Below are 12,041 nucleotides of genomic sequence, written 5' to 3' on the forward strand. Positions count from 1 at the left end.
GCTTATGGTAGCACAGAGAGGATGAGGGAATGGAGGGGATTTCCCCGGTGGCGCTGCGCATACCGGGGGGGACAGTCGTTGGTCTGATAAGCGCAGCGCCATCAGGCATTTATCACGCGATGATATTCAGGGTCACGTCGATGTTGCCGCGGGTCGCGTTAGAATAAGGGCAAACGATGTGTGCGGCATCCACCAGCTTTTTGGCTTCCGCGGGATCCATACCTTCAACGTGGATGTTCAGTTTTGCTTCAATACCAAAGCCGGTTGGCAGCGGGCCAATACCCACTTCGCCTTCAATAAAGGCATCTTTTGGCAGGGTAAATTTGTCGCGTGCGGCCACGAACTTCATCGCGCCCAGGAAGCAGGCAGAGTAGCCCGCCGCAAACAGCTGCTCAGGGTTAGTCACTTCTCCGCCCATGCCGCCCATCTCTTTTGGCACGCCCAGTTTTACATCCAGTACGCCATCGGAAGAGGTCGCGCGGCCGTCACGGCCACCGGTTGCTTTTGCTTTGGCGGTATAAACAACTTTTTCTAAAGACATGGCAGGTTCCTCATCTTGCTTTAATGTGCGCTATTAAATAGCGTGCGATATATATGGTTAAATAAAGACGCGTAAAGTATAGCCTTACGCGCGCTGAATATGTTGTCGCAAAAGCTCCAGCTGCTGCTTAAGCGCGAGCAGCGTGTCGGTATCACACTGCGCTGCGCATCCTACCGCATGGGGGATACCCGCTGCCTGCTGCTGAAGTTCACGTCCCGCTTCACTCAGGGTGACGGCGACCTGACGTTCATCCTTGCGCGAGCGCTGACGATTTATCAGCCCGGCGCTTTCCAGACGCTTCAGCAGCGGCGTCAGGGTTGCCGAATCCAGAAACAGCCGCTCACCGATGTCCGACACCGTGACGTCATCCTGCTCCCACAGCACCAGCATCACCAGATATTGCGGGTAGGTCAGGTTCAGAGGTGCCAGCAGCTGCCGGTACAGCTTATTAAGCGCCAGATTTGCCGAATAGAGGGCAAAGCAGAGCTGGTTATCCAGCTTAAGCGCAGCGTTTACGTCGTGTGTTTTCGCGTTCATGAGATGAATATAGATAGTGTGCGATTTAATTGCAAGCAAATTTTATGGGCAGGTATAACGCAGGGCCACCTGAACGGCCATTTTACGATAGTGCTGGCGCTGGGCCTGCTCGTCCGCACCGTCTTCAAACAGCAGCGTAAAGGTATAGCTGTTAGCAACGTAGTGAAAGCTGAAGCTGCTTATCAGGCGATGAAGATCGCGGGCGTCAACCGTCTGGCTGAACAGCTGTTTTTCTTTACCCCGACGCAGGATCTCTTCCAGCAGGTCTAGCGCGCTACGGTTGACCTGGCGGAGATAGCTCGACTGTTGCATAAAGCGGCCGCGCTGCATGTTTTCCATGCAGATAATGCGGATGTAATCCGGATGGTCGGCATGGTAGTCAAAGGTGGCTTCAACCAGACTGACCAGCGCTTCGACGGGCGGCATTCCCGACAGGCTGAGCGCTTTTTCACTGGCGCGAATCTGGGTGTAAACATGTTCCAGAACGAGGAGATAGAGATTCTCTTTGTTCTTAAAATGGTAAACCACCATGCGTTTGGTGGTGCCTGCTTTCTCCGCGATCTGCTCCATGCGGGCACCGTTTAATCCATATTCGGCAAAAAGCGCGATAGCGCTCTGAAAAATTTTCTCTTTCAGGCTGGATTCTTCACTGTGCTCGGGGTGTTCGCTGCCGGGGTTAGCCACATCCTTTCCTTATTTTCACCAAACGGTCCAGAAAGATTATCTCCATGGCAGCGAAATAACACAAATATCAAACGCGTGGGCGCTTACGGTACAGCCACAGCCCGGGGATCGACAGTCCGATGGAGAGCGCGCCGACAATGGACGAGGCCTTAAGAAAGTTGCTCAGAAGGAGGATCATCTGAGGCTCGGTGTAGCCAAAATGGCTGATTTTCACCGCGGATATCATCGCCGTATAGGCCGATATGCCGGGGAACATCGGGATCACGGCGGCGACGGTAAACACTTTGGGGTGCGCCAGATACCAGCGCGACCACTGGATGCCGATACTGCCGACCAGCATAGAAGCCATAAATGTCGACCATTCGATGTTAAAACCCGCTGTCATCATGACCATTCGCGAGCCATGGCCTATCGCGCCCAGTAGCGCACACCACGGCAGCGCGCGTTGCGGAACGTTAAACACCATCGCAAAGCCGACGGCAGGAATGGCGGCCAGAAGCATGTCCTGCGCCAGCGCCAGCAGAAAATCTATCATGCCCATCCGCGTAACCCCCAAAGCGTCATGGCCATGACCACGCCGATGCAGGTCGCCAGCGTCAGCAGGCTGGCGATGGCCCAGCGTGCCAGACCGGTATTGATGTGACCTTTAAACATGTCGGCGACGGCGTTGATCAACGGGAAGCCCGGGACCAGCAGCAGCACGCTGGCGGCCATGGCAATCGTCGGGGTGTTGGCAAACTGCGGCAGGCGCAGCAGCAGGCCGGAAACCGTGGTGGCGACAAACGCAGTGATGCAGAAGTTAATTTGCGGGTGCAGCTGCCGGTGTGTCAGAAGCTGGCGAACATACATGGCGATGCTGCTGGCGAAAAAGGTGACGATCGCCCCGTCCCAGCCGCCTTTATTGAGCTTACAAAAGCAGGCGCACGACAGCCCCACCATCAGCACGACAAGCCAGCGCGGATAACGTAATGGCTTAATTTGGTTGAACCGTTTTTCAATCTCATTGAGATCGAGAAGCTTATGTTCAGCAAGGATGACGATATGCTGCACTTCAGTCACGACGTGCATGTTAATGCCGCGGTCATGGTTTTTGCGGGTGGAGGTCAGGCATTGACCGTCTTTGATCGTGGTCAGCACAATGGCGTTGGATGAGATGGCGCTCTCAACGCTGTCCATACCCAGCGCCATCCCCAGCCGGGTTGAAAGCTCCTCGACCAGCGCGCTCTCTGCGCCGTGCTGGAGCAGAAAAAGCCCGCACTTTATACATAGCCGCGTGATAGCACGCTGCGTTGACCGATCTGCCTGCATGTCTTGTCCTGAAGAATTAGATGGATAGTTGCCGCCTGGCCCATAATGATTACTTTTAGCACAAAGTGCAGTGTCTCTTGCTGTGGGTCAGATCAAGGTTTATGCAAACAGTTTCAGCCCCGTGTCACGTAAGGGGATTGGGTTGATTTATTAATACGGTGAATTGTTAATTGGGGAATATAGAAAATTTGTATTTAGTTATTCTAATTTTATATTGTTATTATTTTAACGGCATTGGAATTAAATTTATTTGCGCTTTATGAGATATTACCGATGTTTTAGGCATTTCTTAAATTAAAAACATTTCTCATCTTCTGCTTGTATTAATCAGTTTTACACTCAGGGACGAAAACACATATACATTGATGCGTTTTAACGTTACTCATCATATAAAAAATGGACACGGAGGGTCTATGTTGTCATTGCATGGTAAGCATGGCGTTGTCATTAGCCGGATACCCGTAATGCAAAACGGGTTGGGGGGCGTTATAGCACGTCATTTCCCCGATGTTGAGTTGACCTATTGCGGCTCATTGCAGGAGTTAACCCTGCTTCAGTTACGCCGGGCAGACGTCATTATTGCTGATATTTCAGGCGAATACCGAAATCCTCGGGGCACGCTTGAAGAGTATTACGCTTTACTGAATCAATACCGGGAAATTCACTGGATCTTCTTAGTCTCACGGCCGCTTTACCCTATTGCCGTTGAGCTGCTTATGCGGCCGGAAAGCACGTTGCTTTCTGATATGGAGCCGATTGAAGGCGTGGTCAAGGCTATTCAGGCCGGGCGCGAGCGGGCAGAGCGGATAAGCCAGACGCTGTTAACCCCGGAACCTCAGAGCGTGGAAGATGAAGATGAACCTTTTATCGCACTCACACACTCCGAACGCAAGGTATTACGCCTGTTAGGCAAGGGATGGGGGATTAACCAAATCGCCGCATTGCTCAAGAAGAGCAATAAAACGATAAGTGCGCAGAAAAACAGTGCGATGCGACGTCTGTCGTTACGGAGTAACGCCGATATGTACGCCTGGATCAACAGTACACAGGGAATGAGAGAGCTGAGTCTTATGTCAGCCTATGGAGAGTTCGAGGAATGGAAAAAACCGATTCAACAAGGCATATCGCCATCGTCGAAAATTGCACGATGAGTGCTGTTGGGTTACAGCATCTTTTTGCGATGTCCGCCCTGAGCCAGTATCAACTACACCTGTTTAGTGAATTTGACAGCTTTAGGCGTGCACTGCATCACGTTAATTTTTTCTCGCTTATCTATTCACTTGCCGATGCCCGAGAGGAGCGACGTAACTGCCTGGCGCACCTGCGCGATCTTGCGTTCACGCACGGTCATATCCAGCGCATCATACTGGTCTCTGACGAGACGGAAGCGCGCCTCATCAGCCATCTTTCGCCGTCACGCCTGCACGGTGTGGTCAGCAAATCGGTGACGCTTGAACATCTTCAGAAGGAGCTCATTGAGTTACTGAGTGAAACGCTGCGCATCAATGACAATATGCTGAACCACTGGTACTGCAGTCAAAACAGAATGTTAAGCCCAACGGAACGCGCGATTCTGCGTTATATGTCCTGCGGATATTCTATTCCTGAAATCGCGGCACAGCTTGAACGCAATATTAAGACCATCCGGGCACATAAGTTTAATGCGATGGTGAAGCTGGGGGTAAATTCTGACGTAGGGTTGCTGGATGCGGCGGATATTCTTACGCATCTTCCGGCAAGAGATCCGCAAAGTCTGGCTCTCAGCAAGCCCACATTTTTATAACCTGCCTTTCGCGCCAGATGCACTCTGGCGCTTCAATCAGATACAAACATCCACCCATTTTGCGGAAGTCAGCTCTGCCATTCTGTCAGGTGAAATACGCACGGCACTGTGAATTGCGCCTGCGGCAGGCAGCACTTCAGCGTACTGCTTTAAGGAGATATCGCAGTAAACCGCAAGCGGGTTTTCCAGTCCGAACGGGCACACACCGCCAACGGGATGGCCGGTGATGGTCACCACTTCATCGCTGCTGAGCATGCGCGCTTTCGCACCAAAGGTGTCTTTCAGCTTTTTGTTATCCAGACGCGCATCGCCTTTCGCCACCACCAGAATCACCTCATTTTTAACCTTCAGCGACAAGGTTTTGGCGATCTGTCCCGGCTCAACGCGATGGGCGGCAGCAGCCAACGCAACGGTAGCGGTACTCTGGCTAAGCTCGATAACGTCTATATCCGGCGCGTTGTCGGCAAAAAACTGCTGTACAGACTGCAAACTCATTGTTTCCTCCTGACAAATATCCTGCGTAATCTGTCATAAGAATTTATGCTCTGTAAATATCTCTTCAGTAACAAATATCCCGAACGGCTAATTTCTGGATCCTCTTCACAATCACGGAAACCGGTTACAGTAACCGGTTGCAGAGCGTGATGCGTAGATTAATACTGAGTACGTAACGTCCCCTGTATCCAATAATAAGAGCCAATTATGAAACCATTTCGTCTGAGCAGTACCGCGGGTACACAAGCCAGCAAGGTTGTGAAGCTGATTTATGGAACAACGTGCGGCGCAAATGTGCCTGTAACAAACGTCTGACAGGAGATCTGCCATGTCTGCCAACCATGCTGCGTTTAACCTGATATTCCGTTTTGTTGAAAATTACGTCAGCCCGATTGCCGGGCGGATTTCTGCCCAGCGTCACGTCATGGCCATCCGTGATGGATTCATCTCTGCGATGCCGTTTATGATTGTGGGCTCATTTTTGTTAGTGTTCGCTTACCCTCCTTTTTCGCCTGATACCACCTGGGGTTTCGCGCGCGCCTGGCTGGATATGGCGAAACAGTTTGAAGGCCAGATCCTGACGCCGTTTGATATGACGATGGGCATTATGTCCATTTATATTTGCGCGGCCATTGCGTATAACCTGGGTAAGCACTACGTCAAATCGCATCAGCTGGACCCATTTATGTGCGCCATGCTGTCGCTGATGGCGTTTCTGCTTGTCGCGGCCCCGAAAACCAAAGGCACGCTTCCCGTCGACAGCCTGGGTGGGACGGGGATTTTTACTGCGATTCTGGTGGCAATCTACTGCGTTGAGATGATGCGTTTCCTCAAAGCGCATAACATCGGTATTCGGCTGCCGGACCAGGTCCCACCGATGATCAAAAACTCCTTTGATCTGCTGATCCCGGTGCTGGTGGTGGTATTGACGCTCTATCCGCTGAGCCTGGTGATTCAGTCTCAGTTTGGCATGCTAATCCCGCAGGCAATAATGTCGGTCTTTAAACCCCTGGTTTCCGCGGCGGATTCGCTGCCTGCGATTCTGCTGGCGGTATTGATCGGTCATCTGCTGTGGTTCGCCGGGATCCACGGGGCGGCCATTGTCTCCGGCATGCTGCAGATGTTCTGGCTGACGAACCTGGGCGCTAACCAGACCGCGCTGGCCGCCAGCCAGCCTCTGCCGCATATCTTTATGGAAGCGTTCTGGACATTCTTTATTGTGATTGGCGGGTCGGGCGCCACGATGGGGCTGGTAATTTGCTACCTGCGTAGCCGTTCTGCGCATTTACGTTCGATTGGGCGTTTGAGCGTGGTGCCCAGCTTCTTTAACATCAACGAACCTGTCATTTTCGGTACGCCGATTGTCATGAACCCGGTGTTCTTTATTCCCTTCCTGCTGGCTCCGATGGTTAATGCCGTGCTGGCCTGGGCGGCAATGACGTTTGATCTGATTGGCCGCGTCATCTCCGTGGTTCCCTGGACGGCACCGGCTCCGATAGGTGCCGCGTGGGCCCTGGGCTGGGATTTTCGCGCGGCCATCCTGGTTGTGGTGCTGGCCTGCGTATCGGCAATCATCTACTACCCGTTCTTCAAAGTGTACGAGAAACAGCTGCTTGAGCAGGAAGCGGAGGAAGCGCAGCGTAACGCGGAAGAGGAAAATCAACAGGTGGCCTAGGTAGAAGCAAAACGGCAACTCAGGTTGCCGTTTTTAGTGTTTTTTCCCTCTCCCTGTGGGAAAGGGGCTGGGTGAGGGCATCAGGCCGGGTACGATTACTTCAGCGTGCAATCCCCGCACTGCTTAACGTCCGGCAGGCGATAGCGCTGGCAGCAGGTGCGACGGACCAGAAGCCCATCACGGAGTACGACGGTACGAAATAGCGGGTTGTCACGGCCATCGGAAAGCTGTTTTGCAAAGAAACAGGACTGACGCAGGGCGTCAACGTTCTCATCACCGAGAAGTGGCTTCATTTCCGTTAAATACCAGTGGATTAAATAGCCAGTATTGCTCCAGATAAGCTTCCCGTTAATCTCTCCCGTCGCTTCAAGCGCGTCCACGACAGGGATCAGGGCCTGAGTGATAAGCTGCTCCATTCGTTCCTGAGCGGTAAGTTGCTCTGCGTTCTGGTCTTCGTGGAGATCGATCCAGAAACAGGCTGCACGCCCGGTTTCGTGAAACTCGACGTGGAAATTATCCGGCGAAAGTTCCAGCATGCTTTTTTGCGTTAACAGCGCCAGCATCAGGGGAGGCACCATCAGCCCGATATACCACTGCGCCCAGAGGGAGAGCAGGGGTTTATTTTCCCGCGTAAGGTCGGGCTGATTGCGATAGATATGGTCGGAATAGGTGGCCAGCAGCGATTGCAGTTTTGACGGTTGACGCCACTCTGAGAGCGTCATGGCGTGGTGCGGGTGCGCTTCATCAAGCCGGATAAAGTCCAGCAGGTGGGCGCGCGTTTCCGCAATCTTTTCCCGTATGGCATCCGCAAACGAAACATTCCCGCTGGTGAGGGGCGCTCGCCAGAGGAGGGGTTCGACAATGTGTGCGGTATGCGTGGCCATAGTATAGATAGAAATCTAAATGATAATGATTGCCAATCCTAACTATTGCTTAAACCAATGGCAAGACTTTTGTCCTGGTGACAGTGCCGTGAGGTTTATGCCGTCTGCAGCTCTTCGCTCAACAGAATGTTATTACGCCCCATATGCTTTGCTTCGTAGAGGGCTTTGTCCGCTTTTTCCAGCGCGCCTTCTGCGTCTTCATCCTCGAAAATGGCAATGCCTATGCTGATGGTGACATTTGTCGCGACGCTTTCGTTAAACAGATGCGGGATTTTCAAATCGTAGACTTTCTGACGGATCCGCTCTGCCGTCTGGCGGGCATGCTCAAGTGAAATATTTGTCAGCAGCACCATAAACTCCTCCCCGCCAAAGCGCGCCACGATATCGCGGGAACGCACGGCGTCGCGGATTGCCGCAGAGACGCGTTTCAATGCCTGGTCGCCCATCATATGGCCGTAATGGTCGTTATAGGCTTTGAAGTGGTCGATATCCATCAGCAGGACAAAGTGCTCGCCATTTTCTACCGTCGGCAGGTTCTCCAGACGGCTTTGCAGGCCGCGACGATTATAGAGCCCGGTTAGGGGGTCCATCATGCTGAGATCGGTAAGGGTTTCTCGTTCTTCCAGCAAGCGTGAGAGCAGCTCCTGAGCGAAACGATCGTTACGCCTTTGCAAAATGTTATGAATGGCGATTGCCACCACAGGAAGTGCGAAAGAATAGGACATTCTCAGCCATATATCGTGTTCGCTTAGCCACAGGCAGACAATAAAGGCGGGCAATGAGTGCAGGATAAATGCTTTGATATTACTGGCGAATGCCAGCGTTCCAATAAAAAGCACCGTTAATAGGGCAATTAACAAATACGTACCATGGTCGTGGGTAATTAAGGCGAATTTCGAGGCAATTTGCCAGGCCCACAAAATACCGAAGATCCCTGAAACTACTGGAATATTTATCTTCCGCGTTCTCTTTCTCCAGTGCCAGACGAACAGGCCGGTACTGATGGCGAAAATAGCAATCAGCGGGGCTGATAACAGGCGTACAGAATTGAGCGGATTTGTTACCGAGAACACTGCCGAGGTTGCGTTCAGAAATAAAAATAAACGTAACGATAATTGATATTTGCTGTGGACCAAAGACCGCCAGGATTGTGATGTCATAGTCGTGCGTTTTTATTAAAATTTAATTAAAACAAATAAGTAGGTGTTGTTTCGCAATAAAATATGCAAAAAACTCAAAGAGTAATTATCAGAAAATCTTTAGACGAAGTTAACAGGTGAGCAATTTATCACCTTAGGCAATTCCTGTCATTACGGGAAAGGTAAAGGTCGACGGTTTTTGATTCATTCAGCTGACAAATGATAATGTCTGTCATATGATATTGGTTATCATTATCGTTATGAGAGGTCGGATCATGTTGAACAGGACGCTGGGAAGTGGTTGGGGGGTATTGCTACCGGGGGCCATTCTCGGCGGTTTGATGTTTGCCGATCTCTCCCTTGAAATCTGGAAAGCCATCATTGTCTCAGGGCTGTTAGTCACTGCAGGCATGATCTGGCATAAGCAATTGCGCCACTTTGTTTTACTGCCGTCATGTGTCGCACTGGTCAGTGGGATTCTGGTGATACTGATGAGTTTGAAATAACTGGGATAAAGAAGATACATCAGGAGGGATGTAAGATAATTGGTGCGAGGGGGGGGACTCGAACCCCCACATCCTAAGGACACTAACACCTGAAGCTAGCGCGTCTACCAATTCCGCCACCTTCGCACAGTCATCTTACTGGTTTGATATTGCCTCGTTGGTGCGAGGGGGGGGACTCGAACCCCCACATCCGTAAGGACACTAACACCTGAAGCTAGCGCGTCTACCAATTCCGCCACCTTCGCCCAGTGCGAGCAATATCATCGTGATTTATGGTGCGAGGGGGGGGACTCGAACCCCCACATCCGTAAGGACACTAACACCTGAAGCTAGCGCGTCTACCAATTCCGCCACCTTCGCATACCATCGATACTGTAAAAGTATCGTAACCACGGAGGCGCATTCTAGATGTTTTCAGCTTTACGTCAACAGAAAAGTGCGCACGTTTTATTGATTGCTGCAAAAATGGTCGGAGCAGAGACGCCTGTTTGCCGGATGGCGCTTGCGCGTATCCGGCAAACAGGATTGGAGGTTACTTTTTGGCCTGGCGCGTCATCACGGTGCGGTAGACCTTAAAGCGGCCGGTCTGGGCGATCACTTCGTGGAAACCGAAGGTTTCATCCAGCACCTTCGGGTACGCCAGGAAGGCGTTAGCGACGATACGCAGCTCACCGCCGCTGTTAAGGTGGCGCACTGCGCCACGGATCAGCGCTTGCGCGGCTTCCAGGCTGGTCTCCATTCCGTCGTGGAACGGCGGGTTAGAGATGATCATGTCGAAGCGACCCGTCACGTCAGAGAAGACGTTGCTGGCAATGACTTCGCCTTCAATGCCGTTTGCTGCAAGCGTTGCGCGGCTGGCTTCAACCGCTGGCGCGCTGACGTCACACAGGGTTAAACGGACTTTAGGTGAATGGCTGGCGAGCACGGTTGCCAGCACGCCCGCGCCGCAGCCTACGTCCAGCACTTTGCCTTTGGTGTGCGGCGTCAGGGTGGAAAGCAGCAGCTTGCTGCCCGTATCCAGCGCGTCACGGCTGAACACGCCCGGCAGGGTTTTAATGGTCAGGCCGTCAAGCGTGTATTCATCCCAGAAGGTACTGGCATCAAAGGTTGTCTGTTTTTCCAGACGGCCATGGTACAGACCACAGCGGCGCGCGCTGTCGACTTTGTTCAGCGGAGCGTAAGCTTCCAGCATCTGTTCTGCACTGCGCACGCCGCTGCGGTTCTCGCCCACCACAAAAATATCGCAGCCGACCGGCAGCAGGGAGAGCAGGTTCATCAACTGGAACTGCGCTTCCGGTTTGTTCTTCGGCCAGTAGTAGATCAGCGTATCGCAGTCGGCGATATCGCTCTGCTCTGCCACCAGGCTAAAGCGCGCGCGCTCGCCCATCTGGCGGCTCAGCACCTGCCAGTGGTGGTAGTATTGGGTGTGGGCACGGCTTTCAGCACAGTCGAAACGCGCAGGCAGGTCATCCTGCATATCTCCGGCAAACAGAATACGGCTTTCTTCGAAATCATCACTGTGACGCAGCAAGACTTCACTTGCCGGGGTAAATGCAGACATGAATTGTTCCTCAATAAACTCAGGCGGGGATTATAGTAGGTAGATGGCGCAGTTTCGACACATTTGCTATATTTGCGCGCCTGAGAGACAGGAGTTTTCCCTATGACATCCCGACGAGACTGGCAGTTGCAGCAGCTGGGCATTACCCAGTGGGCTTTGCGTCGCCCGACGGCGTTGCAGGGCGAAATCGCTATCTCCATCCCTGCGCACGTTCGCCTGGTGATGGTGGCGGAAGAACCGCCTGCCCTGAATGAACCCCTGATCGGTGATGTCCTTCGCAGCCTGAAGCTGACGGCCGACCAGGTGTTACAGCTGACGCCAGAACGGGTCGCTATGCTTCCTCCCGATAGTCGCTGTAACAGCTGGCGTATCGGAGAGACGAATGAGATCCCCCTTCAGGGTAGCCAGATCTGCACGCCAGCGCTGGACGAACTGAAAGCCAACCCAAAAGCGCGAAGCGCGCTATGGCAACAAATCTGCGAATATGAACACGATTTCTTCCCTCACGACGCCTGACCTGACCAAAGCGTTCGCGATTGAAACACGTGCCCACGCGTTTCCGTGGAGCGAAAAGACCTTCGCCAGCAATCAGGGCGAACGGTATCTGAACTATCGCCTGGACGTTGACGGCACTATGGCCGCCTTCGCGATTACGCAGGTTGTTCTTGATGAAGCGACGCTGTTTAATATCGCGGTTGATCCCGCGTTTCAGCGCCGCGGGCTGGGAAGAGAACTGCTTGAGCACCTCATCCGTGAGCTCGAAACCCGTGACGTTTTCACCCTGTGGCTGGAGGTGCGCGCGTCGAATGCCGCCGCCATCGCGCTTTATGAAAGCTTAGGCTTTAACGAGGCGACAATCCGCCGTAACTACTACCCCACCGCAGAGGGACGTGAAGACGCCATCATAATGGCTCTGCCGATTGGATAA

Annotated in this window: 15 protein-coding genes and 3 tRNA genes; 6 read left to right on the forward strand and 12 right to left on the reverse strand. The window is 52.7% G+C overall.

The window, feature by feature from the left end; genetic code table 11:
* Nucleotides 1-112: 112 nt before the first annotated feature.
* The 5 genes from M2433_RS14440 to M2433_RS14460 all read right to left on the reverse strand — a co-directional run bounded on the left by M2433_RS14440 (nt 113) and on the right by M2433_RS14460 (nt 3,070).
* Entirely contained in the window at nt 113-541 is a 429-nt protein-coding gene (locus M2433_RS14440) for an organic hydroperoxide resistance protein (RefSeq protein WP_023310299.1), read from the reverse strand.
* Between the two features lie 84 nt (nt 542-625).
* Nucleotides 626-1,078 carry a MarR family winged helix-turn-helix transcriptional regulator gene (locus tag M2433_RS14445; RefSeq protein ID WP_429054980.1) on the reverse strand — a complete coding sequence of 151 codons (453 nt, stop codon included), beginning with the start codon at nt 1,076-1,078 and terminating at the stop codon, nt 626-628.
* Nucleotides 1,079-1,120: 42 nt separating this feature from the next.
* Nucleotides 1,121-1,762 (reverse strand): TetR family transcriptional regulator, encoded by a 642-nt coding sequence (locus M2433_RS14450; protein WP_059312639.1) that lies wholly within the window; start codon nt 1,760-1,762, stop codon nt 1,121-1,123.
* 67 nt (nt 1,763-1,829) lie between these two features.
* Complete coding sequence (locus tag M2433_RS14455; protein ID WP_014168507.1) at nt 1,830-2,303, reverse strand: threonine/serine exporter; 474 nt, start codon at nt 2,301-2,303, stop codon at nt 1,830-1,832.
* Complete coding sequence (locus M2433_RS14460; RefSeq protein WP_429054981.1) at nt 2,294-3,070, reverse strand: threonine/serine ThrE exporter family protein; 777 nt, start codon at nt 3,068-3,070, stop codon at nt 2,294-2,296. The genes M2433_RS14455 and M2433_RS14460 overlap by 10 nt, the downstream gene beginning before the upstream one ends.
* A 413-nt stretch (nt 3,071-3,483) precedes the next feature.
* Here M2433_RS14460 and M2433_RS14465 point away from each other — a divergent pair, with 413 nt between their 5' ends.
* Both M2433_RS14465 and bglJ read left to right on the forward strand, forming a co-directional pair.
* Entirely contained in the window at nt 3,484-4,221 is a 738-nt protein-coding gene (locus M2433_RS14465; protein ID WP_429054982.1) for a helix-turn-helix transcriptional regulator, read from the forward strand.
* The gene (bglJ, locus tag M2433_RS14470) at nt 4,218-4,853 is read left to right on the forward strand and encodes a DNA-binding transcriptional activator BglJ (RefSeq protein WP_429055082.1); all 636 of its coding nucleotides are present in this window, start codon (nt 4,218-4,220) and stop codon (nt 4,851-4,853) included. Before M2433_RS14465 ends, bglJ begins: the two co-directional genes overlap by 4 nt.
* A gap of 36 nt (nt 4,854-4,889) precedes the next feature.
* Here bglJ and M2433_RS14475 read toward each other — a convergent pair whose 3' ends face one another.
* A complete protein-coding gene (locus M2433_RS14475; RefSeq protein ID WP_008502085.1) occupies nt 4,890-5,348 on the reverse strand; it encodes a YbaK/EbsC family protein in 459 nt (152 codons plus the stop codon).
* A 328-nt stretch (nt 5,349-5,676) separates the two neighbouring features.
* Here M2433_RS14475 and M2433_RS14480 point away from each other — a divergent pair, with 328 nt between their 5' ends.
* A complete protein-coding gene (locus M2433_RS14480; protein ID WP_429054984.1) occupies nt 5,677-7,023 on the forward strand; it encodes a PTS sugar transporter subunit IIC in 1,347 nt (448 codons plus the stop codon).
* Between the two features lie 95 nt (nt 7,024-7,118).
* Here the strand turns inward: M2433_RS14480 and fhuF are convergent, their stop codons facing one another.
* Nucleotides 7,119-7,907: a siderophore-iron reductase FhuF gene (gene fhuF, locus M2433_RS14485; RefSeq protein WP_429054986.1), complete on the reverse strand. Its 789-nt coding sequence runs from the start codon at nt 7,905-7,907 to the stop codon at nt 7,119-7,121.
* Nucleotides 7,908-8,002: 95 nt separating this feature from the next.
* On the reverse strand, nt 8,003-9,067 hold the full coding sequence (locus M2433_RS14490; RefSeq protein ID WP_429054988.1) for a GGDEF domain-containing protein: 1,065 nt from the start codon (nt 9,065-9,067) through the stop codon (nt 8,003-8,005).
* Between the two features lie 215 nt (nt 9,068-9,282).
* Between M2433_RS14490 and M2433_RS14495 the strand changes: the two genes are divergently transcribed.
* Nucleotides 9,283-9,552 carry a DUF1435 domain-containing protein gene (locus M2433_RS14495; RefSeq protein WP_429054990.1) on the forward strand — a complete coding sequence of 90 codons (270 nt, stop codon included), beginning with the start codon at nt 9,283-9,285 and terminating at the stop codon, nt 9,550-9,552.
* 40 nt (nt 9,553-9,592) lie between these two features.
* On the opposite strand, the gene M2433_RS14500 is transcribed toward M2433_RS14495, so the two are convergent.
* The 4 genes from M2433_RS14500 to rsmC all read right to left on the reverse strand — a co-directional run bounded on the left by M2433_RS14500 (nt 9,593) and on the right by rsmC (nt 11,113).
* Nucleotides 9,593-9,678 (reverse strand) — tRNA-Leu (locus M2433_RS14500).
* A 32-nt stretch (nt 9,679-9,710) separates the two neighbouring features.
* Nucleotides 9,711-9,797, reverse strand: a tRNA-Leu gene (locus M2433_RS14505).
* Nucleotides 9,798-9,825: 28 nt separating this feature from the next.
* Nucleotides 9,826-9,912 (reverse strand) — tRNA-Leu (locus M2433_RS14510).
* Nucleotides 9,913-10,084: 172 nt separating this feature from the next.
* Nucleotides 10,085-11,113 (reverse strand): 16S rRNA (guanine(1207)-N(2))-methyltransferase RsmC, encoded by a 1,029-nt coding sequence (gene rsmC, locus M2433_RS14515; protein WP_047346282.1) that lies wholly within the window; start codon nt 11,111-11,113, stop codon nt 10,085-10,087.
* 102 nt (nt 11,114-11,215) lie between these two features.
* Between rsmC and M2433_RS14520 the strand changes: the two genes are divergently transcribed.
* Together M2433_RS14520 and rimI are read left to right on the forward strand one after the other, a co-directional pair.
* Complete coding sequence (locus tag M2433_RS14520; RefSeq protein ID WP_429054992.1) at nt 11,216-11,629, forward strand: DNA polymerase III subunit psi; 414 nt, start codon at nt 11,216-11,218, stop codon at nt 11,627-11,629.
* The gene (gene rimI, locus M2433_RS14525) at nt 11,598-12,041 is read left to right on the forward strand and encodes a ribosomal protein S18-alanine N-acetyltransferase (RefSeq protein WP_429054994.1); all 444 of its coding nucleotides are present in this window, start codon (nt 11,598-11,600) and stop codon (nt 12,039-12,041) included. The genes M2433_RS14520 and rimI overlap by 32 nt, the downstream gene beginning before the upstream one ends.

The organism is Enterobacter sp. AC1, from assembly GCF_050434705.1.
GTDB classification, from domain to species: domain Bacteria; phylum Pseudomonadota; class Gammaproteobacteria; order Enterobacterales; family Enterobacteriaceae; genus Enterobacter; species Enterobacter cloacae_L.